The sequence below is a fragment of the Schinkia azotoformans LMG 9581 genome, from assembly GCF_000307855.1.
Classification (GTDB): domain Bacteria; phylum Bacillota; class Bacilli; order Bacillales; family Bacillaceae_J; genus Schinkia; species Schinkia azotoformans.
The window spans coordinates 1-25441 of record NZ_AJLR01000047.1; the positions used below are offsets into that span (position 1 = coordinate 1).

The 25441-nt window shown below is 38.1% G+C and carries 24 protein-coding genes; 5 read left to right on the forward strand and 19 right to left on the reverse strand.

Translation table 11 applies throughout. The features are described 5' to 3' along the window. Positions 1-127: 127 nt before the first annotated feature. From BAZO_RS08460 to BAZO_RS08485, 6 genes are all read right to left on the reverse strand, one after another. On the reverse strand, positions 128-649 hold the full coding sequence (locus tag BAZO_RS08460) for a metallophosphoesterase family protein (RefSeq protein ID WP_003330998.1): 522 nt from the start codon (positions 647-649) through the stop codon (positions 128-130). Between the two features lie 16 nt (positions 650-665). Beyond that, positions 666-1259: an XTP/dITP diphosphatase gene (locus BAZO_RS08465; protein WP_003330999.1), complete on the reverse strand. Its 594-nt coding sequence runs from the start codon at positions 1257-1259 to the stop codon at positions 666-668. Positions 1260-1272: 13 nt separating this feature from the next. Then, the gene (gene rph / locus BAZO_RS08470) at positions 1273-2028 is read right to left on the reverse strand and encodes a ribonuclease PH (protein WP_003331000.1); all 756 of its coding nucleotides are present in this window, start codon (positions 2026-2028) and stop codon (positions 1273-1275) included. 141 nt (positions 2029-2169) lie between these two features. Further along, complete coding sequence (locus BAZO_RS08475) at positions 2170-3249, reverse strand: GerMN domain-containing protein (protein WP_003331001.1); 1080 nt, start codon at positions 3247-3249, stop codon at positions 2170-2172. Between the two features lie 106 nt (positions 3250-3355). Further along, a complete protein-coding gene (gene racE / locus BAZO_RS08480) occupies positions 3356-4156 on the reverse strand; it encodes a glutamate racemase (protein WP_003331002.1) in 801 nt (266 codons plus the stop codon). 450 nt (positions 4157-4606) lie between these two features. Continuing rightward, positions 4607-4831 (reverse strand): helix-turn-helix domain-containing protein, encoded by a 225-nt coding sequence (locus BAZO_RS08485; protein ID WP_003331003.1) that lies wholly within the window; start codon positions 4829-4831, stop codon positions 4607-4609. Positions 4832-5191: 360 nt separating this feature from the next. Here BAZO_RS08485 and BAZO_RS08490 point away from each other — a divergent pair, with 360 nt between their 5' ends. Next, complete coding sequence (locus BAZO_RS08490) at positions 5192-6391, forward strand: helix-turn-helix domain-containing protein (protein WP_003331004.1); 1200 nt, start codon at positions 5192-5194, stop codon at positions 6389-6391. A gap of 241 nt (positions 6392-6632) precedes the next feature. After that, the gene (locus BAZO_RS08495) at positions 6633-7301 is read left to right on the forward strand and encodes an acetate uptake transporter (protein WP_003331005.1); all 669 of its coding nucleotides are present in this window, start codon (positions 6633-6635) and stop codon (positions 7299-7301) included. A 64-nt stretch (positions 7302-7365) separates the two neighbouring features. Here the strand turns inward: BAZO_RS08495 and sdhB are convergent, their stop codons facing one another. The 3 genes from sdhB to BAZO_RS08510 form a co-directional block, all read right to left on the reverse strand. Beyond that, positions 7366-8121 carry a succinate dehydrogenase iron-sulfur subunit gene (gene sdhB / locus BAZO_RS08500; protein WP_003331006.1) on the reverse strand — a complete coding sequence of 252 codons (756 nt, stop codon included), beginning with the start codon at positions 8119-8121 and terminating at the stop codon, positions 7366-7368. A gap of 2 nt (positions 8122-8123) precedes the next feature. After that, positions 8124-9866, reverse strand: a complete 1743-nt coding sequence (gene sdhA / locus BAZO_RS08505) for a succinate dehydrogenase flavoprotein subunit (RefSeq protein ID WP_051015793.1) — start codon at positions 9864-9866, stop codon at positions 8124-8126. 292 nt (positions 9867-10158) lie between these two features. After that, the gene (locus BAZO_RS08510) at positions 10159-10788 is read right to left on the reverse strand and encodes a succinate dehydrogenase cytochrome b558 subunit (RefSeq protein WP_003331008.1); all 630 of its coding nucleotides are present in this window, start codon (positions 10786-10788) and stop codon (positions 10159-10161) included. A 356-nt stretch (positions 10789-11144) separates the two neighbouring features. Between BAZO_RS08510 and BAZO_RS08515 the strand changes: the two genes are divergently transcribed. Then, positions 11145-11582: a YslB family protein gene (locus BAZO_RS08515; protein ID WP_003331009.1), complete on the forward strand. Its 438-nt coding sequence runs from the start codon at positions 11145-11147 to the stop codon at positions 11580-11582. A gap of 38 nt (positions 11583-11620) precedes the next feature. Here BAZO_RS08515 and uvrC read toward each other — a convergent pair whose 3' ends face one another. From uvrC to BAZO_RS08565, 10 genes are all read right to left on the reverse strand, one after another. Continuing rightward, positions 11621-13420 (reverse strand): excinuclease ABC subunit UvrC, encoded by a 1800-nt coding sequence (gene uvrC / locus BAZO_RS08520; RefSeq protein WP_003331010.1) that lies wholly within the window; start codon positions 13418-13420, stop codon positions 11621-11623. 64 nt (positions 13421-13484) lie between these two features. Then, positions 13485-13799 (reverse strand): thioredoxin, encoded by a 315-nt coding sequence (trxA, locus tag BAZO_RS08525; protein WP_003331011.1) that lies wholly within the window; start codon positions 13797-13799, stop codon positions 13485-13487. 108 nt (positions 13800-13907) lie between these two features. Next, complete coding sequence (locus BAZO_RS08530; RefSeq protein ID WP_003331012.1) at positions 13908-14885, reverse strand: electron transfer flavoprotein subunit alpha/FixB family protein; 978 nt, start codon at positions 14883-14885, stop codon at positions 13908-13910. Between the two features lie 16 nt (positions 14886-14901). Beyond that, positions 14902-15675 carry an electron transfer flavoprotein subunit beta/FixA family protein gene (locus tag BAZO_RS08535; protein ID WP_003331013.1) on the reverse strand — a complete coding sequence of 258 codons (774 nt, stop codon included), beginning with the start codon at positions 15673-15675 and terminating at the stop codon, positions 14902-14904. Positions 15676-15753: 78 nt separating this feature from the next. Beyond that, the gene (locus tag BAZO_RS08540; protein ID WP_003331015.1) at positions 15754-16527 is read right to left on the reverse strand and encodes an enoyl-CoA hydratase; all 774 of its coding nucleotides are present in this window, start codon (positions 16525-16527) and stop codon (positions 15754-15756) included. Between the two features lie 142 nt (positions 16528-16669). After that, complete coding sequence (locus tag BAZO_RS08545; RefSeq protein ID WP_003331016.1) at positions 16670-18361, reverse strand: long-chain-fatty-acid--CoA ligase; 1692 nt, start codon at positions 18359-18361, stop codon at positions 16670-16672. A 228-nt stretch (positions 18362-18589) separates the two neighbouring features. Then, the gene (locus BAZO_RS08550; RefSeq protein WP_003331017.1) at positions 18590-19000 is read right to left on the reverse strand and encodes a DUF350 domain-containing protein; all 411 of its coding nucleotides are present in this window, start codon (positions 18998-19000) and stop codon (positions 18590-18592) included. 52 nt (positions 19001-19052) lie between these two features. Next, positions 19053-21410: an endonuclease MutS2 gene (locus BAZO_RS08555; RefSeq protein ID WP_003331018.1), complete on the reverse strand. Its 2358-nt coding sequence runs from the start codon at positions 21408-21410 to the stop codon at positions 19053-19055. 25 nt (positions 21411-21435) lie between these two features. Next, positions 21436-23157: a DNA polymerase/3'-5' exonuclease PolX gene (polX, locus tag BAZO_RS08560; protein ID WP_003331019.1), complete on the reverse strand. Its 1722-nt coding sequence runs from the start codon at positions 23155-23157 to the stop codon at positions 21436-21438. A gap of 86 nt (positions 23158-23243) precedes the next feature. Further along, the gene (locus BAZO_RS08565; protein ID WP_003331020.1) at positions 23244-23792 is read right to left on the reverse strand and encodes a CvpA family protein; all 549 of its coding nucleotides are present in this window, start codon (positions 23790-23792) and stop codon (positions 23244-23246) included. Between the two features lie 154 nt (positions 23793-23946). Between BAZO_RS08565 and rnhC the strand changes: the two genes are divergently transcribed. Together rnhC and BAZO_RS08575 are read left to right on the forward strand one after the other, a co-directional pair. Next, positions 23947-24912 carry a ribonuclease HIII gene (rnhC, locus tag BAZO_RS08570; protein WP_003331021.1) on the forward strand — a complete coding sequence of 322 codons (966 nt, stop codon included), beginning with the start codon at positions 23947-23949 and terminating at the stop codon, positions 24910-24912. A gap of 252 nt (positions 24913-25164) precedes the next feature. Continuing rightward, entirely contained in the window at positions 25165-25431 is a 267-nt protein-coding gene (locus BAZO_RS08575; RefSeq protein WP_003331022.1) for a phosphocarrier protein HPr, read from the forward strand. The last annotated feature ends 10 nt before the right edge of the window (positions 25432-25441 follow it).

Consider the following 25441-nt stretch of genomic DNA (forward strand, 5'->3'; position numbering starts at 1 on the left):
CCATTAAACTACACCCGCATTGACGGTATTACAGTTTAATATTGTTGTATCAACCAGCGACAAATATTAATATATACTATCTTAAATATAGTGTCAATACTTTTTAGAAATAGGTTAGAGTTTTTCTCTAACCTATTTTACATTCTACCATTAATTGAGGAATTTCTTTACCATCTATACTAAAAAATCTTACAACACAATTTTTAGCTTCGTCAACTTCCAAAATAGCATATGTTTTTTCTTTTCTTAGCCTTGGTAGAATGATACTGCCAGGATTAATAAACAGCATATTATCTATCAATTCCGCACCTGCAATATGGGAATGCCCAAAACAAACCACATTGGCACCTACTTCTTCTGCACGATAGCGCAGATTCATGAGAGACATTTTCACATTATATAAATGCCCATGTGTCACATAAAACGCCAGTCCATTACTTTTAATAGAAACAAGCTGTTCATTTGCGTAGTTTGAATCAAAATCACAATTTCCACGAACAGCAATATATGATGACATTGCCTCTGAATGTGCATCAAGTTCGGAATCACCACAATGAATCATGGTTTCAACTTCCGTCCGATATTTTTTCTTCAGCTCTATAAGATCTTTAGTTAAACCATGACTATCACTAACAATAAGAACCTTCATATTGCACTCCCTTATGTTAAAAAAGTATTTTCCAATTTTCGCTGAGCTTTTTCATGGCCTTTGCCCTGTGACTGATTTTATTTTTTTCTTCGCTTGATAATTGCGCCATTGTTTGTTCTCGATCAAGGATATAAAAAATGGGATCATATCCAAACCCATTTTCCCCCTCAGGTTTTTCCGTAATATGGCCCTCACATGTGCCCTCATAGATTCGCGTTTCTTCATTTGGGATAGCCACCGCTAAAACGCAATGAAATCTTGCGGTTCTCTTTTCAAAAGGAACCCCTTCCATTTCCATTAGCACCTTTTCTAAATTCGCTTCGTCATTTTTTGTTTCGCCTGCATATCTCGCTGAAAAAACACCTGGTCTGCCTTGGAGCGCATCTACACATAAACCGGAGTCATCGGCAACTACTATTTTATTAAATTGTTTAGAAATGGTTTCTGCTTTAATTTTTGCATTTTCAATAAAAGTGCTGCCGGTTTCTTCAACATCCTCAATACCAGGAAAGTCGAGCAGGGAAGAAACTTTGATCCCTTTTTCTGCAAAAAGGTCAGAAAACTCTTTGATTTTCCCTTTATTTTTAGTTGCGATTAAAATTTCTTTCAATGAAAACCTCTCCCTATTTTACTTTCACACCTTCAAGCACCTTATCCGCTAAAGCACCTAACACAGCCTTCTGCATTTCAATAATTTCCTTCACGCCCTGTTCTCCAAGACTTAAAAGCTCCTGCAGCTGCCCCCCTGAAAATGTTGCTTCCTCACCCGTTCCTTGAAGCTCAACAAATTCTCCATTTCCGGTCATCACAATATTCATATCTACATTCGCTTTTGAATCTTCAATATAGTTCAAATCTAAAATTTCACCTAACTCTGAATCTATGCCAACTGATGTAGCCGCCAGAAAATCATGAATTGGAAATTCCTTTATGGCTTTTTTCTCAAACAGTTTTCCAAATGCTATCGTCATAGCAACGAATGAACCAGAAATAGAAGCTGTTCGTGTGCCTCCATCTGCCTGGATGACATCGCAATCAATCCATATCGTCCTTTCCCCGACTAGTTCAAGATTAACAACAGAACGCAATGCTCGTCCGATTAGGCGCTGAATTTCCATCGTTCTGCCAGAAACCTTCCCTTTCGTAGATTCTCGAATATTTCTTTGTTCTGTCGCCCTTGGCAGCATCGCATATTCCGCTGTAATCCACCCTTTACCTTGACCACGCAGAAAAGGCGGGACACGATCCTCAATGCTTGCGTTGCATATAACCTTTGTATCGCCAACTGTAATTAACACAGACCCTTCAGGATGCTTTAAATAGTTCGTTTCAATATGTATTGGTCTTAATTCATCATTCTTTCTCCCGTCAACTCTCATCAAAACCCCTCCAATAATTAATTCATATCACATATACTCTGTTCATTATTACCATCGTTTAAACTTGAGGTGGAAACAAAAAAGGCGGCAACTATTCGCCGGCCCTTTATTAGCAAATTTAATTATACCAAATTTTACACTTTAAAAACTACCTGTATTCACAGATTTTGGTCGTGATACTGGCGCAGAGATCTCTTTGCCAGATTCATTGATTACTTTCTCTTCACCTTTGATCTTAATTGCTACGCTTTCCACACCTTGCTGTTCCGTTAAAGAAAATACAAGTTCATTTAAAATATTTTGTGATAATGCAGTTCCTTGTAAACTACTTAAAATACCTTCGTTAAAATTTAAAGTTACAACACCATTTTTGTAGGTTGGCTCTTCTAGTAAGGCGATATCATCGTGGAGTTCTGTATATAAACCTGATGCTGCATTAGGCCCTTTAATTAATTCCTTTACAGCAGCCGCATAGCTATTGTTCTCATTTTTATTAATCCTTCTCGTTACAGGTACATAATATGTGTTGTCCCCATTTTGTCCAAGAAAGTAAAGCGTTACAGCTTTACTATTCACAACATCGACAACATCACCATTATCAAAGTTAATACCGTTAGCGCGGCTAGTACCTTCGTTAATTGGTGTTCCATTAACAGGCATATTCGTCTGATCATAACCGTTAATTTGGATTTTGACCTTATTGATGTTTTCAAATTGAGTTAAAGTGTAGGTGATTGCCTGTAAAATTTTCAATTCATCTTCAGCATTGTAATTTTCGAATTCTTTAGAGAAGTCAACAACAATCGTACCATCCTTTAGATTTATCCCATTGATCATCGTTCCAGCCGGTAAAACTGCTCTAAAACCGTTAGGCAACATCTCCGTAATCGGTCCACCATCAACAAGATATTCTAAAGCTTGCTTTGCAACCTCTACGTTTTTTGGTAATGTAACGGTCTGCGGAACAACCAATCCGTTTTTATCTAACAGATATAGCTCTCTTTGGACTGTATCTTCGGCAACTACCCCTTGAGCCCCTTTATCGACCTGTTCAGTAGATGTTTCTTGATTTATTGCCTCCTCGTCAACATATGTAACCTCTTGAGGCGTAGTTTTCTCCATTTGGCGTACGGCTTGCTCGCCACCCATGGCACAGCCTGTCAACACTGTTGAAAATGCTAAAATAGATGCCAGTAAACCGCTCTTTTTTATTTTAAACATAATTCTCCCTCCAATGGCAGTTTGTACTACTATATATACGAGCATAGACATGTTTTAGACCGATTTTTTTCAACAGCAATAAAAAAACCTCCAAATTAATGGAGGTTTATACTAGTAAGGTTATTGAATTTACATTTTCAATCGGATGTTCAAATACTTTTGCAGCAATTTGTTCGAAAATTTCTTTAGGCCCTGTTGTTAAGAATAGGTGTTGTGGAGTTCGTTCTTCGGTGACAAGCATACCTGAATGATGTAAGAGGGTACTAACCTCTCGTGCTGTTTCATCACCGGAACTAATTAGTTTTACTTTCCGCCCCATAACCTCTTGAATGATTGAGCGGAGGATTGGATAATGGGTACAACCTAAAATAAGCGTATCAATATCGTGAACTTTTAATGGCTCCAGCGATTCTTCTACAACCGTTAATGCTTCTTCACTCTCATACTTCCCGCTTTCCACAATCGGAACAAATAAGGGACATGCAAGACTTTCAACCTTCACATGATGATTGATGCTTTTTAGTGCCTGTTCATATGAACCGCTCTCGATCGTTCCTACCGTTCCTATAACCCCAATGTGCATATTTTGGGTTACCTTTAAGGCCGTTCTCGCACCCGGATAAACTACACCTACAACCGGTATGTTAATATTTGCTCTAATATCGTCCAAAACTAATGCGGTGGCAGTATTACATGCAATTACCAACATTTTAATGTTATAGTTTAATAAGTGATTCGTTAATTCCCATGTAAATTTTTTAACCTCTTCAGTTGGTCGGGAGCCGTATGGACAACGGGCAGTATCACCTAAATATATAATTTCTTCCTTCGGCAGCTGTCTCATGATTTCTTTCGCTACCGTTAATCCTCCGACACCTGAATCAATTACACCAATTGGTCTATTCAAAAGTTTTTCGCCTCGATTTAGTTATAATAATTATGAGATTCTATTCATCTATCTTTCTTCGATTAACCTGTTTTACAAAAGTTTATTATAGCATATTCAAAATAGTTGTCATTATGTAAAATGAAGACTGAAACACGGGCTTTTCGACATTGCGGACAGGGAGTGTGAGTTCCTCCTTTGACGTGGCCGCATTTTTTAGGAGAATAAAAGAAATGGTCTTCTATGATTCCTGTTTTCCTGTTCATCCACAGATTTCGGAAATCATACACCCTTTTTGATTTTCATTTGCTTAATCTTAGACGTCCAAATGGGAATCTAGTTCTCATTATCCTTTTATTGTGACATAAGATAACCCGAAATTGTTCAGAAACAACTGTGGTCAATAGGATTGAAAACGCAGAAAATAAAAATTTAAAAATACCGGCTTCCAATTATGAAAGCCGGCATGAACTATAGTTCTAGTTCCCCCATCCTAAGGAGTTCCACGACTGCTTGAGAGCGCCCCTTAACTCCAAGCTTTTGCATGGCGTTTGAGATGTGATTACGAACAGTTTTTTCGCTAATAAAAAGTTCCTCTGCAATCTCTTTCGTTGTTTTGTCTTGTACTAAGAGTTCAAAAACTTCTTTTTCTCTCTTTGTAAGTAGCGGCTTCGGTTGGTAGTTGTTATCCTTCAATCAAATTTTCCCTCCTTACCAGGGCATGAGTTGTGTTTTGAAGGGAATATATTTAGTCTCGATATCATATGTAAGAAGCGCATACTCTGTGACACCATACTAATTTTACTACTTTTCAATTTTTTATTATTTTAATATAATAGTACACAAAGTATATATGATTTGGACACATTTCTGCATATTATGACACTCTAATTCTACAGTTTTGTGAAATTTTGTGAACATTTTTATAATTTATGTAAAAGTTTGTCTCATTATGTTTAAAAATTTAGTATAATGTAATTGTGTTAAGAAATTGTAAATTACTTTAATTAACAAATAACTATATAAATCAATCGGGGAAATTAGGGGAGGACAATCATGTATACCATGTATAACGTAAAGTTTGTGGGAATTGGTCCTGAAATGAGTGAAAATTTCACTAGCTGGGTAAATGATGCTTTAAATGGCCGCTATATGCTGTTTCCTGAAAGCGATGAAAGCAATGTTCAGATTGATATCATTGTCGCTCAGATTCAAGCATCGTTCGATTGGATCAAGGTTAATCGACTCAGAAAGAAACATTTACAAAGTAAACTAATCATTATTATGAATGAGGAAAATCTAAAAACTGCACCAATCGCAGTTAATTTAAATGCGCACTCTTTATTGTTGAACCCTGTTAGGAAAAACACATTTATAAATGCCATTAAAACTTCTGTTGAGGGTTTAGGCGATTTACCTATCGTTCGCGAAATGTTTTTAAGACGCCTATTATATGGAGAAGTAAAAACAAATGAGGAGTTAGAACAATACCAAACGTTTTCAAAGATGGACAGCATCCCAAATATTGTTTGTCTTGTACAAGGGGCCGATGGAGCGCAGGATTTTATTGAAAATGAAGAAGGAAGACGCGTCATCCGGACACATCTACGTTCAGCCATAAAAAATCATCTTTCACTATGGGTAAAGGACGTATACTTTGTGTCTTTTCCAAGATACTTGGCCGTTTTATTCCATATTCCATATGTTTATAAATCAATCCGGGAATGGGATCAAATCCGTTACTACCTCTTAAAACTAATTGAGGAAATTCAAAAAGAATATGGCATTACACTTCATGCTGGTGTTGGCTCTGTCTACAATGAGCCTTTGAATTTAAATCAACCATATCGTGAAGCGCGCAAGGCGTTAGGACAATCCATCAGTGAAGGAAGTCTATTATGCTTCTATGAGGAATTGACAAAAGATACAAACCTGCAAAAGTGTATTGAATATATTTCAAATTATTTCCATGAAGACTTATCCATTAAGAAAGTAGCCAACAAAGTGCATTTAAGCCACACCTATTTCAGCCGTTTATTCAAAAAGGAGCTCGGTGTATCCTTTGTTGAATATGTAACGAACATTCGGGTAAAACGTGCTAAATACTTGTTAGCGAATACAAATGATACGATTGAATCAATAGCAGCACAGGTTGGCTTTAATACACCAAACTATTTTAGTTCCATCTTTAAAAAGCAAACTGGCATGTCACCAAGTGAATACAGAGAAGCTCATATTATTACTGTAAATGAATAGAATATCCTGTTCAAAAAGGTTGGTTTTTACCAGCCTTTTTTATTTTTTCTTCCATTTAACAATATTTTATAACTATTTTAAAATATCTTGTCAAAGCGTCTGAATTGGGCTAATTTTTAAAAAATAATAGCATTATTTTGATAAATAAAGGCAATATTTTGTAAGGTGTTATATAACTATGTTTTATATAATGAGGTGGTGTTATATATCATAATAATACTTAGAAAGGGAGAGTAGCAAAATGGGGAACATGGGGTCTGTAACTGAGGTTAAAGTAAAAATGGCTGATCCAACAGCATTGGGGGTCTTTGGATTAGCAATGGTAACATTTGTTGCCGCATCACAAAAAATGGGATGGACATCAGGGGTAGAATACGTCCTTCCGTGGGCTTTCTTCTTGGGAGCAATTGCACAAATTTGGGCTTCATTAATAGATTTCAAAAACAATAATTATTTTGGTGCAATTGCATTAGGCATTTACGGTTTGTTCTGGATGGGAGTTGCTGCACACTGGACTATCAGCCTAGGTTGGCTTGGGGAATTAAGTGCTAATGCCGATCCAAGACAATTAGGTTTTGCATTTTTCGGTTATATGTTCTTCTCACTATTCATTATGGTAGCCGCCTTTGAGGTTCATACAGTAATGGCTTCGATCTTAGTGCTTATCAATGTATTATTCTTATCACTTGGATTATCTACACTTGGTATCCAACATGACTTATTCGCAAAAATTGCAGCATATACAGAGTTTTCAATTTCATTATTAGGCTTCTATCTATGTGGAGCAACATTCTTAAATAATTTCTTTGGAAGAACGGTGTTATCATTAGGAAAACCACTAGGATTAATTGCAAAAGGTCCCATTAACGTTAACAATAAAAAGGTTGTTAAAACAGCACAAAATATCTAATTAAGTCTAAAAAAACTCCGTAACCTTTTGGTTACGGAGTTTTTTATATGTGATTATAAATCTATTATTTGTCACTACCAAAGAAATTCTTGAACATTTGAATTGTTGTATCTCTGTTCAAAGATGCAATTGATGTCGTGATCGGAATTCCCTTTGGACAAGATTGCACACAGTTTTGAGAGTTACCACAGTTAGCAAGACCGCCATCGCCCATAAGAGCTTCTAAACGTTCTTCTTTATTCATCTCCCCAGTTGGATGTGCATTGAATAGACGAACCTGCGAAAGCGGCTGAGGTCCGATAAAGTTAGATTTATCATTAACGTTTGGACAAGCCTCCATACAAACTCCACAAGTCATACATTTAGATAATTCATAAGCCCATTGACGCTTTTTCTCTGGCATTCTTGGTCCAGGTCCAAGGTCATATGTTCCGTCGATTGGAATCCAAGCTTTGATTCTCTTTAATGAATCAAACATACGGCTACGATCAACCTGTAAGTCACGGTTTACAGGGAACGTACGCATAGGCTCTAAACGAATTGGCTGTTCAAGCTGGTCAACCAGCGCGGAGCATGATTGACGCGGTTTACCATTGATAACCATTGAACAGGCACCACAAACTTCTTCTAGACAGTTCATATCCCAAGTTGGTGGTGCTACTTTTTCCCCTTTAACTGTTACAGGATTACGTTGAATCTCCATTAAACAGCCAATAACATTCATATTTGGTCTATATGGTATTTCAAATTCTTGAGTGTAAGGGGCAGAATCCGGTGAATCTTGACGTGATATGATTAATTTTATTGTTTTTCCACTCATGATTATTTTGCCTCCTTCTCTTCATGTTTCTCTTCTACTTCATGTTTTGTTGAATAGTCACGCTTACGTGGTTTGATAAGTGAAATATCAACTTCCTCATAAGTGAACTCAGGTGCACTTTTCTCACCTGTGAACTTCGCTTTTGTAGTCTTTAACCAGTCTTCATCATTACGTTCCGGGAATTCTGGTTTGTAATGGGCACCACGGCTTTCATTACGATTATAAGCACCTAATGTAATTACACGTGCTAGTTGAAGCATATTCTTTAATTGACGTGTGAACATAACACCTTGGTTATTCCATTTAGCTGAATCATTGATGTTGATATGTTCCCAACGCTCTTGTAACTCTTGGATCTTTTCATCAGTTTTAAGAAGTCGATCATTGTAACGAACAACTGTTACATTGTCTGTCATCCATTCACCAAGCTCTTTATGAATGACGTATGCATTTTCAGAACCAGTTGTCATTGAAGTTAACTTACTAAACTTGTCCTGTTCCAAGCGAAGCTGACTTTCGAATACTGACTCAGGAAGTGAATCAGTTGCTTTCTTGCGATTTCTCATATACTCAACCGCATTTGGTCCTGCAACCATACCACCATAAATAGCAGATAATAATGAGTTCGCACCTAGACGGTTTGCACCATGCTGGGAATAATCACACTCACCAGCTGCAAAAAGACCTGGAATATTGGTCATTTGATTAAAGTCTACCCACATACCGCCCATTGAATAGTGAACAGCAGGGTAGATTTGCATTGGAACTTTACGTGGATCATCACCAGTAAACTTCTCATAAATTTCGATAATACCGCCAAGTTTGACGTCAAGCTCATGTGGATCCTTATGTGAAAGGTCAAGATAAACTCTATTTTCACCATTGATTCCAAGCTTTTGATTTACGCACACGTCAAAAATTTCACGTGTTGCAATATCACGTGGAACTAGATTGCCGTATGCTGGGTATTTTTCTTCAAGGAAGTACCATGGCTTACCATCTTTATATGTCCATACACGTCCACCTTCACCACGTGCTGATTCACTCATTAGGCGGTTTTTATCATCACCTGGAATAGCTGTTGGGTGGATTTGAATGAATTCACCGTTAGCATAGTAAACCCCTTGCTGATACGCAGCAGAAGCCGCTGTAGCGGTATTAATAACTGAGTTAGTAGTTCTACCAAAAATAATCCCAGGACCACCAGTAGCCAAAATAACTGCGTCAGCTTTAAATGCTTTAATCTCATGTGATCGCATATCTTGTGCAACAACACCACGGCATTCTTCGCTATCATCAAGGATTAATGACAGCATGTCCCAGCCTTCATACTTCGTAACAAGTCCTGCCACTTCATGACGACGAACTTGCTCATCTAAGGCATATAGTAGCTGCTGGCCAGTTGTCGCACCAGCAAATGCTGTACGGTGATGCTGTGTTCCACCGAAACGACGGAAGTCTAATAAACCTTCTGGAGTACGGTTGAACATAACGCCCATACGGTCAAATAAATGAATAATACCAGGTGCGGCATCGCACATAGCCTTAACAGGTGGTTGGTTTGCTAAGAAGTCGCCACCATAAATTGTATCGTCAAAATGTATCCAAGGTGAATCGCCTTCACCTTTCGTATTAACTGCACCGTTAATACCACCCTGTGCACATACAGAGTGAGAACGTTTAACAGGTACTAGTGATAATAAGTCAACATGAACCCCTGCCTCAGCAGCTTTAACTGTTGCCATTAAACCGGCTAAGCCGCCACCGACAATAACAAGATTTCCATTACTCAAAATAACTCACTCCCCGATTTGGTTTGATCCGAAACTTATATCAAATGCGCCTTGGCATATTTGTACCCGGATTTTTTCGAGCTTGCTCGAAAAACTACCTTTAAAAATCCGCGGCATCCGCCGGAGGCTTTAACTTTATTCAGCCAGTGTTTACACCATCACTGAATTAATATACTAATTTGCATTCATCTCATCACTTAATAGAAGTGGGAGACTTCTGCTGAATAAAGTTAAACGAACTAGATTACATAGTAGCTAATTGTGGATCTAAGAATGCAAATATTGCTCTTAATGCCACAATTGAAAGTAATACAAAAATACCCATTGTCACATAAGTGGATATTTGCTGCGAACGAGGAGTAATTGTAAGTCCCCAGCTTACAAAGAAAGACCATAATCCATTTGCTAAATGGAATACAGCTGAAAGTACACCCACAATATAGAATACTAGCATTACTGGACTACTTAAAATATTTGCCATCATATCAAAGTTTACTTCCGCTCCAAATTGAGCAGCTAAACGAGTTTCCCAAACATGCCATACTACAAATATTAGTGTAATAACACCAGTTACACGTTGTAGTAAGAACATCCAGTTTCTGAAAAAACCATATCTACTGGCATTGTTTTTCGCAGTATAGGCGATATAAAGTCCATAAACTGCATGATATAGTAATGGTAAAAAGATAATAAATACCTCTAAAAGATAGCGGAATGGTAAATTCGCCATAAAATTTGCAGCGTTGTTAAATGATTCCGCCCCTTTTGTTGCAAAATGATTTACAACTAAATGTTGTGTCACAAAAACACCGACCGGAATGATCCCCAATAATGAATGAAGTCTCCGGTTTAAAAATTCTCGATCCTTTGCCATTTTTGCCCCCCCTTAATACTTTTCATCAGATTTAATTAAATTAGTGCTACTAGACAGAACGATAGTTTCCTACCTCCCCGTATGTAAAAAAAGCTCCAAAGAAGCATCCATTTTGTGAACCTTCTTTGAATAATCTGTGACATGTCCATTTTACTCTCATCTACAAAACACGTCAAGAACACCCATAGATAAAGATTCAAAAAATTCATTTTCTTGTATTTTCTTTCATGTTTCTCCTGCTTTCGACTTATATCTTCGTCATTTATATGCGTTTTTTATACATTTTTTATAATAAAACACCCTATTGCTAACCTATGCAAAAAAGATAATAATAAACATAGAAAGGGTGGTAACGATTGTTTAATAAACGACTGAAAGAAAACAATGATATAAATTTAACACAATTAACAATTCCTGCCTTTGGCTATGAATTAGTTCGTGAAACGCTATTAAAAGATATTCTAGGCAAGGATTACAAATCCATTTTATATTGGGGTGGAAAAAATCTTGCCCGTAAACATCCACTTGAAACGATCCAGGAAATTATCGATTTCTTTGAATCAGCAGGGCTTGGAACATTAAAAGTTACTAAAGAAAATAAGAATGAAATGATATTTGAACTCACAAGTGATCTGATCACAAATCGTTTCGCACGTGACTCCGAATACTCCTATCAGCTTGAGGCCGGGTTTTTGGCCGAACAGTTGCAAAACATAATGGGGAATGAAGCCGAAACAATGGAGCAGCAGAAGAAGAGACTAAATACTATTATTTTTACCGTACAATGGGAATAGTATTCATTATATAAAAATAAAGTAGGTGTCCGAGGAAATTATTCTTCTGACACCTTGTCTTGTGTATCTTGTTTAATATGGTTAATAATATTTTCAGCCACATTTTTGGGGATATTGATGGCTGTCAACTCTTCCATTGTTGCTTCTTTCAATTTCTTGATTGAACCAAAATGGTTTAATATTTTCTTTTTTCTTTGCTCTCCTACACCTGGAATGTCATCTAATATCGATTTAAAAGCGGTTTTCCCTCTAAGCTGACGATGAAATGTGATTGCAAATCGGTGCACCTCATCTTGGATTCTTTGCAGTAAATAAAATTCCTGACTATTCCTGCCCAGATCAATCAACTCAAGCGGGTCGCCAAAGAGCAGTTCTGATGTTCGGTGTTTTTCATCCTTTGCCAAACCACAGATGGGCAGCTCTAATCCTAATTCATTTTCAAGGACATCCTTTACAGCTTGGATATGACCTTTACCACCATCGATAATAATTAAGTCAGGGAGCGGCAGATTTTCTTTTAATAATCTTGTATACCTTCTTCTCGTAACTTCTCTCATTGAAGCATAGTCGTCGGGACCTTCTACACTTTTTATTTTATATTTGCGGTACTCTTTTTTTTCCGGTTTCCCATCAACAAACATGATCATTGCCGATACAGGGTCTGTCCCTTGAATGTTTGAGTTATCAAAAGCTTCAATACGATGCGGAGTAGGAATCCCCATCTTTTGCCCTAAATTCTCAACAGCCTTAATGGTCCTTTCCTCATCTCTTTCAATCAAGGCAAACTTTTCTTTTAACGCAATTTTGGCGTTTTTGATCGCTAGGTCGACTAAATCCTTTTTCTTGCCTCTTTTTGGTTGAATCACTTTTACATCAACTAATTTTTCCGCATATTCACCATTAATTTCTTCAGGCAAAAAGATTTCTTTTGGCTTTAGATGATTACTTTTTAAATAAAATTGACCTAAATAAGTAAGCAAGTCTTCTTCCGGTTCGTTATAAAAAGGAAAAAGTGATACATCCCGCTCAATTAATTTTCCTTGTCGAACAAAAAATACTTGAACACACATCCAGCCTTTATCATACGTATATCCAAAAACATCGCGGTCGACAAGCTCATTCAAGTTCATTTTTTGTTTTTCCATGACTGATTCAATATGGGCAATTTGGTCGCGATATTCTTTTGCCCTTTCAAAATCAAGCTCTTCTGACGCTTTGTACATCTTTTCTTCTAAACTCTTTTTAATATCCTGATGGCCGCCATTTAAAAATTTTACAATTTCATCGACCATTTCCTTATTTTTCGCTTCCGAAATATCCTTCACACATGGTGCCAAGCATTGATTCATATGATAATACAAGCAGACCCGATCTGGTATCGTTGAACATTTTCTTAATGGATAAAGTCGGTCTAATAATTTTTTTGTTTCATTGGCTGCTTGGACATTGGCATAGGGGCCAAAGTATTTTCCCTTATCCTTTTTTACATTTCTTGTAGTAAGTAGCCGTGGATGTCTCTCGGCTGTTATTTTTAGATAGGGATAGCTTTTATCATCTTTTAGCATGACGTTATACTTAGGGTCATGCTTTTTAATCAAATTCATTTCTAATATTAAAGCTTCCAATTCTGAGGAGGTTACAATAAATTCGAAATCCTCTATTTCAGACACTAATCGTGCCGTCTTACCGTCATGCGAACCTGTAAAATAGGAGCGGACACGATTTTTTAATATTTTCGCCTTGCCGACATAGATAATCGTCTCTTGTCGATCTTTCATTAAGTAACAGCCTGGTTGATCAGGTAAGAGAGCGAGTTTTTCCTTAAGATGATTGTTCATGAAAATCACCTCCATAACAGTAAAAAAATAAGCCAAATTTCTGGCTTATTTTTTTACTTTTTATTTAAATATGGCTTTCTAATTTAGCTAAAAGTGCATCCTTTGGTTGGAAACCAACGAACTGATCTACCTTTGTTCCATCTTTAAATACTAATAGTGTAGGAATACTCATAACTCCAAACTTAGCTGCTGTATCAGGATTTTCATCAACATCTAATTTAACGATTTTTAATTTATCGCCTAATTCGCCAGAAATCTCTTCTAATACAGGAGCAATCATCTTACAAGGTCCACACCAAGGTGCCCAAAAATCTACTAATACTGTACCTTGACTAGTTTCAGTTTCAAAGTTTTGATCTGTTGCATTTACAATTGCCATAATAATACCTCCTTAACCTGCGGTTAATACATTTAATAAAAAGAGTATATCACTATAAGTATTTCGATGCGAATCTTTTGCTCTCCTTCAATATTCCCTTAATTTTTCTTAAGCATTCACTTTTACTTTCTTAAATTCCTCAATTAACAGGGGAACAACATCAAAAAGATCACCGACAATACCATAATCCGCCACATTAAAGATGTTTGCTTCAGGATCCTTATTGATGGCAACAATGACCTTGGAGTTGGACATCCCTGCAAGATGCTGGATTGCACCGGAAATACCGCATGCAATATACAAGTCAGGCGTTACAACCTTTCCTGTTTGACCAATTTGCAAGGAATAATCGCAGTAATCAGCATCGCATGCACCACGTGAAGCTCCAACAGCTCCGCCTAATAAATTCGCTAATTCCTTCAGTGCATTAAATCCTTCTGCACTTTTTACACCGCGGCCGCCTGCTACGATTACTTTCGCCTCAGACAGGTCAACACCTTCTGATGCTTTCGTGACTACATCTTTAATAATAGAACGTAAGTCTTTAATATCAACTGCAAGTGATGCAACATCACCCGTACGTGATTCATCTTTTTCAAGCGGTGGAATATTGTTTGGACGGATCGTCGCAAAAATAACACCGTCTGTGACGATTTTCTTTTCAAATGCCTTACCTGAATAAATCGGGCGTGTAAATACGATATTTCCCCCAGTTACCTCTACATTAACACAGTCAGATACTAGTCCGGAGCCTAATTTAGAAGCAATTTTTGGTGATAAATCTTTTCCTAGAGCCGTATGCCCCAACACAATTCCTTCCGGATTCTCTGCATTTACTACAGCAAGTAATGCTTGAGAATAGCCATCAGGTGTATAATTTTTTAACTGTTCATTTTCAACCGTTACAACACGATCCGCCCCATATTGGATCATTGCGGCACCTAAGCTCGCAACTGTTTCACCAATTAATACTGCTACGACTTCTCCGCCTTCAGCAATTAGCTTTCCTGCAGCAACCGCTTCATATGATACATTGCGTAAATTGCCTTCACGAACTTCCCCTAAAACTAATACTTTTCTAGCCATAACTTTCTCCCCCCACCTATATTACTTTCGCTTCAGTTTGTAGTAATTTTACTAATTCTTTCGCTTGGTCGCTTAATTCGCCTGCAAGGATTTTTCCTGTTCCTTTAGTTGGTGGCAAATAAATTTCAAGAGTTTTAGTTTTAGCTTCTATATCATCTTCGTCAATGTCCAAGTCATCTAATTCAAGCTCTTCTAAAGGCTTTTTCTTTGCTTTCATAATACCCGGTAATGATGGATAGCGCGGCTCATTTAATCCTTGCTGAGCCGTTACAAGAAGCGGTAAAGTAGTTTCTACTACTTCGCTATCTCCTTCCACATCACGTACAATTGTTGCTTTATTTCCATCAATATCAAGTTTTGTTATTGTCGTAACGTAGTTAATATTTAAAGCATCAGCGAGACGAGGACCAACTTGTCCAGATCCACCATCGATTGCAACGTTTCCTCCAAGGATGATGTCATATTCCTTATCCTTGAAAAATTCAGTAAGGACTGCAGCTGTTGTATATTGATCCCCATTTTCCACATCATCTTCAATATTGATTAATACGGCTTTGTCAGCTCCCATCGCTAGTGCCGTTCGTAGTTCTTTTTCAGAATCTTCATTTCCAATCGTAATAACGGTAACTTCTCCGCCATGTTTATCCTTTAGTTGAATAGCTTCTTCAAGTGCATATTCATCATATGGGTTAATAATAAATTCAGCACCATCTTCACTGATCTTGCCATTGTTGATTGTAATTTTTTCTTCTGTGTCGAATGTTCTTTTCATTAATACATAAATATTCATCAAATTTCCCTCCCTATAGTGTATATCCTGTCACATCGCCTGAGCGATCGCTCATTTTTTGTCGATAGCAACCCAAATCTAGCGTCCTTTAAACTCTGGTTTACGTTTTTCAAGGAATGCATTAATTCCCTCTTTTGCGTCTTCTGAAACAAATACTTCCCCAAACAGTGTTGCTTCCTTTTCTACACCTTTTTCGAATAAACTACCTTTTGCATACTGGAGTAATTCAATCGCTGCTTTCAAAGAAATTGGACTTTTAACTGCAATCTTCTTCGCTAGTTTATTTGCTTCATCAAATAAACTTTCTTCAGGATAAGCATGATTTACAAGTCCGAGTTTGGCAGCTTGTCTTCCCGAAATTGGCTCACTTGTAAACATCATCTCCGCTGCTTTCGGCATGCCAACTAGACGAGGCAATCGTTGTGTCCCAGCAAACCCTGGAACTAAGCCCAACTGTAGTTCTGGCAGACCAAGCTTCGCATTTTCACCTACTAAGCGAATATGACAGCACATCGCAAGCTCTAATCCACCGCCAAGAGCAGCACCATGGATTGCTGCAATAACAGGCTTGGAAAAGTTCTCAACGCGATCAAAAATTTGTTGACCCCTTTGTGCCAACTCTTGGAAGTCCTGCGCTGTTTCAATTTCTGTAAACTCCTTAATATCAGCACCTGCTGAGAAGAATTTGCCCTCACCTTTCATTAAGAGGACTCTAACATCTTCGTTTGCTTCCATTTCATCCAATACAACTGAAAGCTCTTTCAAAACCTGTGTTGCTAAAGCGTTTGCAGGAGGTCTGTTTAAAGTAATTGTAGCAACCTTCTCTTCAATTTGTACAGTAAAAAAGCCCATTAATGTAATTCCTCCCCATCCCTAGAGTTTCTACTATTTACATTTAATGATTAAATCTCATCACTCATACTCAATTTTAATGTAGTGTCGTAAAACTGTCAATATTCCAACAATTCGGAATGGACCTGAACAACTTAGTTGTTCAGGTTTGTTTTTTAGCTTCTTCCACTAATACACGTCTTACTATTTTTCCAACAGCTGTTTTAGGCAGCTCCTTTCGAAATTCAAAAATCTTTGGTACTTTATAGGCCGCAAGATATTCTCGGCAATGTCTTTCTAACTGCTCCTCCGTTACTGACTCATTGTCTTTTAAAACAACATACGCTTTAACAGTTTCACCACGGTAAGGATCAGGAATACCAACGACTACTGTTTCTTTAATCGATTCATGTTCATATAGGACTTCTTCTATTTCACGTGGATAAATATTAAAGCCTCCAGCAATAATCATATCTTTTTTGCGGTCAACAATGTAAAAATAGCCTTGTTCATCCATATAGCCAAGGTCACCGGTTAATAGCCACTCCCCTTCAAAGAAACTGGCTGCAGTTTCATCGTCTTGGTTCCAATAGCCTTTCATGACTTGCGGTCCTCTAATGACGATTTCCCCAATTTCATTTGGTTCTGCCGGTCCGTTTTTTTCTAAAGAAAGAATAAATGCTTCAGTATCCGGCCACGGCACACCAATACTTCCTTTGACTCTAGGCCGGATGTCCCATAAAAAGTTCGCATGTGTAACCGGGGACGCTTCTGTTAGACCATAGCCCTCAACCAGTTTCCCTCCCGTAATTTCTTCAAAGCTCTCTTGGACCTCAATCGGCAACGGGGCAGATCCACTAATACAGGAATCAATGGAAGAAAGGTCGTAATCTACGATATCAGGGTGATTCAAGAGGGCGATAAAAATCGTTGGAGCCCCCGGAAATATAGTGGGCTTTTGGTTTTCTATCGTTTTAAGAGTATCTTCTACATCAAATCGTGGTAGTAATATCATCTTTGATTCATGCATGATGGCTAAATTCATAACTACTGTCATCCCGAATACATGAAAGAATGGGAGAATACCTAATATTCGCTCTTCCCCTTTTTTCATTTTGTACATCCAATTGATACACATCGTCGTATTGGCGACGAGATTATAATGGGTAAGCATGACACCTTTCGCCTGGCCTGTCGTTCCACCGGTATATTGCAAAAGAGCAAGGTCTTGTTTTGGATTAATTTCGAGTGGAATTTTTTCCGTACTGCTGTTTTTTAAGGCGTTTTTAAATAAATGTGTTTTTTCGCCATGGGTAACTTGTACTTTGATCCCATGCTGCTTTTTCTGAATGAATGGGTAGATTAAATTTTTGGGGAATGGTAAATAATCACTGATACTCGTCACAATGATATGGTCAATTTCTGTAGATGCTTTCACTTTTACAACTTTTGGATATAGGAGATCTAAACAAATAATCCATTTTGAACCGGAATCAACGAGCTGAAACTGCAATTCCCTCTCAGTATACATCGGGTTCGTTTGGACTACAATCGCACCTGAAAGCAGTGCTCCATAGTAGCTGATTACAGCTTGCGGGCAATTCGGCAGCATAATTGATACACGATCACCTTTTCGGACACCTAACCCTTTAATATAATTAGCAAGTTTTAAGGATGACAGATAAAGCTTTTTATACGTTAATTCTTTTCCTAGGAAATGTACGGCAACTTTTTCGGGTGCGTTCATTGCTGCTTCTTCCAGAAAAGCGAATAATGGCTTTTCTTCATAATTAATATGGTGTGGAATTTCTGTAGGGTATTTAGCGAGCCATGGTTTTTCAAGCAACACGTCCATTTAAATAACCCCCTTTTTTCTACAGATTCTATTATAAAATATATTGTTCCTACATCAGTATTATTTATCGAATTTTTAAAAAAGAGGAGCAGCCCTAAACTGGCACCCCTCTTGTCTTTTAAGCATTAAAAATCCAATAAAATAATCCGATTATGAAAAATAGCGCACATACTATCATTAGTATTTTAGCAAGTCTCTCCAACAACCCTTCTCATCTCCTCTTTTCGATCAGGCCATGATACCAGCACCAATTACATACGATAATCCGATCGATATGATCATGGCAATAAATCCAACAGCGTGGTTTCCTTTTTCAATTTCCTCATCAATATTAAATTTCGGAGTTAAAAATTCAAAAATAAAATAACCAACTAACAATAAAATAAATCCATATAATCCCCATAAAAGCATCGTAACCAAGGAATCATTATGCAGAATGGAAAAGCGAAATATATTGGCAATGCCAAATATTTTCCCTCCCGTTGCCATTGCAACAGCAAGGTTTCCATTTTTGATTTCGTCCATATTTTTATATTTAGTTACAAGCTCAAAAATAGAAAGGAAGACAATGATCGATAAAACAACCACACTATAATTAGCTGCCGTCAGCACATAATTATTTTCCCAAAAACTATTCATGAACAACCTCTCCCTTAGAAACCTTATCAATGGATTAAGGTTATTGTTCCGCTTATTTTAATTCTACATAAGTCATTCCGCTGCCGCCTTCCGCCATGCCACCAAGGCGATAGGCTTTTACGTGTCGATGATTTTTCAAGAAGTCATGTACCCCTTTACGAAGGGCACCGGTTCCTTTACCATGGATAATCGATACACTCGGATAACCAGCAAGTAGTGCATCATCAATATATTTTTCAACCATTAGGACGGCATCCTCATAACGTTCACCACGAAGATCCAATTCAGGTTTGACATGATGTTCTGAGCCCCTAATCGTTGCCAGCGGCTTGGTTGCAACAGGTGTCGGTCGGCTAATATATTCAAGATCTTTTTCTTTCACCTTCATTTTTAGTATACCGATTTGGACTTGAAACTCACCTTCACTAACCTGTTCAACAATATGTCCTCTTTGATCTAAGCTTACAACTTTAACTTCATCGCCAGGCAAAAGCTTTTGTTTCGCCTTTTGCTTTTGGACGATTTTTTTATTTTTTTGCAGGGTTGGCACAGCTTCTTCTAATCTTTTACGAGCTTCAATTAACTCATGTTCTTTCACAGCTTGGGCTGCATTAAACTTCATTTTTCGTAAATCCCTAATGATTGCTTCAGCATCACCCTTAGCTTTCTCGATCGCTTCTTTTGCGTCTTCTTCAGCCTTTTCTAAAATCTTATCGCGTTCTTCGTAGAAGGCAATGATTTGTTTTTGCAATTCTTGGTGAAGATGCTCGGCATCTTTCCGAATATCTTCCGCTTCAGACCATTCTTCTTCTGCTTGTTTCTTCGATTCTTCAAGCGATGCAATCATGTTTTCAACCTTGTTTGTTTCCTGACTTACATATCCTTTTGCATTTTCAATAACATGCTGTGAAAGTCCTAATCGTTTAGAGATTTCAAAGGCATTGCTTCGGCCGGGAACCCCTAACAGCAAGCGGTAAGTAGGACTTAATGTCTCAACGTCAAATTCAACGCTTGCATTGATCACACCAGAACGGTTATAGCCATAGGCTTTTAGTTCCGGATAGTGTGTGGTTGCAACGACTTTGGCACCGCGGTTATAGACATCATCTAAAATGGCGATAGCTAACGCTGCCCCTTCCTGAGGGTCTGTTCCTGCCCCTAATTCGTCAAACAAAACAAGGCTGTTTGCATCAACCTGTTTTAGTATTTCAACAATATTTGTCATATGGGAGGAGAACGTACTTAAACTTTGTTCAATCGATTGTTCATCACCAATATCGGCAAATACGGAAGAAAAGACTGTCATTTCAGACCCATCTAGAGCAGGGATCTGTAATCCTGCTTGAGCCATTAAAGTTAATAAGCCTAGCGTCTTTAAAGTAACAGTTTTACCACCTGTATTAGGACCGGTAATCACGATGGCTGAATAATCTTCTCCGAGAATTATATCATTAGGTACAACCTGTTTAATGTCTATCAATGGGTGGCGTGCTTTAAATAATCTGATCCTGCCTTCCCTATTCATCTTCGGCATAGAGGCTTTTATTTTTTGGCCAAAGGATGCTTTTGCAAACATAAAATCAATTTCTGTTAGAATCTTAACGTTATGAAGCATGGATTCTGCATCTTCAGCAACAAATAGAGTAAGTTCATGCAAGATTCTTTCTACCTCTTGTTTTTCTTTGGCCCGTGCTTCCTGAAGTGTGTTATTTAATTCAACGACAGCTTGCGGTTCTATAAAAAGCGTAGCACCCGATGCAGACTGATCATGGACAATTCCTCCGTATGCACTGCGGTATTCTTGCTTGACCGGGATTACAAATCGGTCATTACGAATGGTGATAATCGCATCTGACAGCATTTTTTGTGCGTTGGACGATCTTGTCATATTTTCTAACTTTTCACGTATTCTTGATTCAGCTGAGCGCAATGTTTGGCGGATGCTTCGTAATTTATCACTGGCACCGTCCATCACATGTCCATGGTCATCAATACAATTTTTTATTTTTCGCTCTAAATCCGTTAAAGTGGTAAGTTGCTCGATATAGCTGCTTAGAATTGGCAGTTCGACTCCATCTTCGACCATTGCTTCTATAAAGTTCTTGATTTGCCGTCCGCCATAGATCGTACTCGCGATATCCAATAATTCACTGGCACTTAAATCACCGCCAATTTGCGCTCTTTTTAAACTGGGGCGAACATCAAAAATGCCGCCTAGCGGGACCTGTCCTTTAAGTCGTAATACTTTGGCTGCCTCGTCGGTTTCTTCTTGCCATTTAACAACTTCTTCAAAGTCAAAGGAGGGCAATATAGTTTCTGCCTTCTCTTTTCCCAATGATGAAGCGGCATGTTTCATTAATGCTTCTCTAATTTTTTCAAACTCTAATATGCGAAGTACACGCTTATTCACTAATCTTTCCTCCTGTACAACCAACTTAATGATTGCGGTTTAAAAATTCCTTAAGTTCCCCGATCGACCAAGCATTTAGAATGTTCTCTTTCTTGATCCAGCCACGTCTAGCCGTAGCCACTCCTATTTCCATATGCTCCAACATGTCGATTTGGTGGGCATCTGTATTGATTACCACCTTTACTCCTGCATCTTGTGCTTTTTTCAACCATTCAGCTGATAAATCCAACCGATATGGGTTTGCGTTGCATTCAAGTGCGGTATTCGTCTTTTTCGCTATTTCAATTAACATCTCTAAATCAACGTCATAGCCTTGTCTTTTTCCAATTAATCTTCCGGTTGGATGGGCGATGATATCAACATGATGACTTTCCAACGCTTGAATGAGGCGCTTCATGATTTTTTCACGGTCCTGCGAAAAACTCGAATGAATAGCCCCAATCACGATATCCATTTCTTTTAATACTTCATCATCATAATCAAGAGTTGCATCCGGTAATATATCCATTTCAACACCCGCAAGAATTGTGATATCATCATATAATTCATTTAATCTGTTAATTTCTTTTCGTTGTTCGCGCAAGCGCTCCGGTGTTAAGCCATTGGCTACCTTTAAATATTGAGAGTGATCGGTTATTGCTATATAAGAATATCCTTTTTTTCTTGCTGCCTCCACCATTTCTTGAATCGAATAGGCTCCGTCACTCCACGTTGTATGCATATGGAGATCGCCTTTAATGTCACGAACCGTAAGCGGAGCAATCTTTCCTTCCCTAGCAGCTTCAACTTCCCCCTGGTCCTCTCTCATTTCCGGAGGAATAAATTGTAGCCCAAAATGGTGAAAAAATTCTTCCTCTGAATCAAACGTCTGTAACTCGCCTGTTTCAACCACTTCAACACCATATTCGCTAATTTTCTCACCGCGCTCTTTGGCGAGCTGTCGCATTTTTACATTATGCTCTTTGGAGCCGGTGAAATGATGTAGTGTTGTTGCAAAGCTTTTAGGCTCCACCATCCTAAAGTCAACCGATACATCATAGTCATATTTTAGTACAACAGAAACCTTTGTATCCCCGCTAGCTATGATATCTGTGACATGTTCAAGCCCCAATAACTGTTCCCGAACAGCTGCTGGATTTGTTGTCGCAATAATAAAATCCAAATCCTTAATCGTTTCTTTCATTCTTCTCAGACTGCCTGCTCGTGAAAAGCGGATAACATCATTCATCGTGCTTAATTGAGCTTCTATTGCCGCAGCAATCGGCAGCATATACCATATCGGCAAACGGTCAGGTCGGCTCCCCAAGTCTTCAATCGCTGCCAGAATTTTTTCCTCTGTCTTTTTCCCGAAACCGGCTAACGCTTGTACCTTGTTTTCCAAGCAACATTTTTTTAATGACTGCGCGTCCGTTACATTTAATTCTTGATAAAGCTTAGCGATCTTCTTACCGCCCAGGCCCGGAAGATTTAATAATGGGAGTAATCCCTTTGGCACCTGCTCACTCAGTTCCTCGAGCACAGTTGACTTCCCGGTATCCAATAGCTCCTGAATGACGGCTGCTGTTCCTTTCCCAATCCCATTTATTTTTGAAAAATCATCAATGTCAGTTAGGCTGCGGTCATCTGCTTCTAAAGCAGCGGCAGCTTTCCGATATGCGGATATTTTAAACGGATTTTCACCTTTTATTTCTAGATATAAAGCAATCATTTCTAAAGTTTTAATTATATCTTTTTTATTGATCTCCATAGATATCACCTACTTTTTCGACTATTTCAAGGTTAAAAGTACAAACCCCCATGCATTTGGCATGGAGGACTTAATAAGGTTAGAAGTTAGAAGTACGACGCATCGGATTGTACCCATAACTCTTTTATTTTTCCCGAAACAATGGGAGTATGCTCGATAATCCCTTTTGCTATTACAGAATCACTCATAATGGACTGAACAGACTCGATTGGTGTTAATGCACCGAGATATAGTATAATGAAAACTACCAAATAAACTTCAACAAACCCTAAAGCACCGCCAAGCCAACCGTTGATCGTACGTAATATAGGTAAATCTGCTAAAAAGTTAAGCATCGAACCGACGATATGGAGCGTAATTTTCGTACCGAAAAATAATACCGCAAATGCAATAGCCCGATAAAAAACAGCTTCCACATCAAAGGATTCAAATAATATGGAGAATGCACTATCTGAAGATGGAGCTGGAAATGGTACCCAAAGTTTCAAAAACGGAGCTAAATTGTCGGAATATAAGTAAGCAATAACAATTGCCGCAATTAACCCTACAAAATAAACAATCTGTAAAATAAACCCTCTTCTAAAGCCAATGAAAAAGCCGATTACAAGGACTAAAAGTAAAACTAAATCAACCATTGTTTGCTTTTTCCTCTTTCTTTTCAATTTTTCTTATACTATAATCTATAAACTTTATACACCCTATAGTATTAAAATAGCACGAATTATCTATATAATGATACCATGAATACAAACCTTTTCAAAATCATATCCGTAAAAAGGGGAATGAACGATGTCGAATACGGTTTTAACCGTTACAAAGGATACCATTTATAAAATGAAGGAGCATTATAAGAATGCGATAACAAAGCAAAATCCACCGGGTAGTGTATTTGTAGCCAAGCCCAATGGCTGTACGATCACAGCCTATAACTCTGGAAAAGTGCTGTTCCAAGGGAATGGAGCAAGTATCGAAGCAGCAAAGTGGGGCGCTAATAAACCTAGTCAAAGCAGCACTTCAAAGTCCTCATCCACGAAAAAGAAGAATATTGCTGCTAATTCCGGAGGATATGCGCCACCTCCCAATATTGGTCAATTATCAATCATTGGTTCGGATGAAGTCGGGACCGGAGACTATTTCGGACCGATTACAGTTACGGCAGCCTATGTATCCAACGATAAAATTGAACTTTTAAAGGAATTAGGCGTTAAAGATTCGAAGGATTTAAATGATACACAAATCGCAAAGATTGCCGAACAAATTATTCCGATCGTTCCACATAGTTTATTAATTTTAAGAAATGCGAAATATAATGAACTCGAACAAAGTGGAATGAATCAAGGCAAGCTAAAGGCAATGCTACATAACCAAGCGATCAGTAAAGTACTTACGCGTGTAAAGTCCGAAAATAATGTAGACGGGATTTTAATTGATCAGTTTTGTCAGCCTGACGTTTTCTTCCATTACCTATTAGGCAAGAGCATCCCTTGGAAATCCAGTGAAAATGTCTACTTCAGTACAAAAGCGGAAGGGATTCATATTGCTGTAGCCGCTGCATCGATTATTGCCAGATATGCATTTGTTAAAGAATTTGAAAAGCTTAGCAAGATGGCAGGGTTTGAACTGCCAAAAGGTGCGGGTCCAAAGGTTGATCAAAAAGCTGCGGAATTCATAAAAAAATATGGTGAAGCCTCTTTAACAAAAGTGGCAAAATTACACTTTGCCAATACTGATAAGGCAAAACGTCTCATTAAATAACTTTATTCAGTAGCAGTCCCCCCTTCCATATGGAGTGGGATGAATACGTATTAGTATTTTAATTCAGTGGTTACAACCACTACTGAATAAAGTTATAGCCTCCGGCGGATGCCTCAGATTTTTAAAGAAGGTAGTTTTTCGAGCAAGCTCGAAAAAATCTGGGCGCAAATTCGCTAAGGCTCATTTGATAATTTTCTATGAGAATCGTTTTGGTCGACAAAGGAAACGCTATTATTGGAAAGGAGCAATCAAATGATCGAGAAAACTTTCACAGTAACTTGTGAAACGGGTATCCATGCCCGCCCAGCTACTGCCCTTGTTCAAACTGCAAGCAGGTTTAGCTGTGATATTACTTTTGAATACGGCGAAAAACAGGTGAATTTAAAGTCTATTATGGGCGTGATGTCATTAGGTGTGCCAAAGGGCGCACTGTTTAAGATCGCAACGGATGGCACTGATGAAGAAGAAGCAATTCAAGCATTAGAAGACACATTAAAAACTGAAGGATTAGGAGAATGAAGCTCCCCCA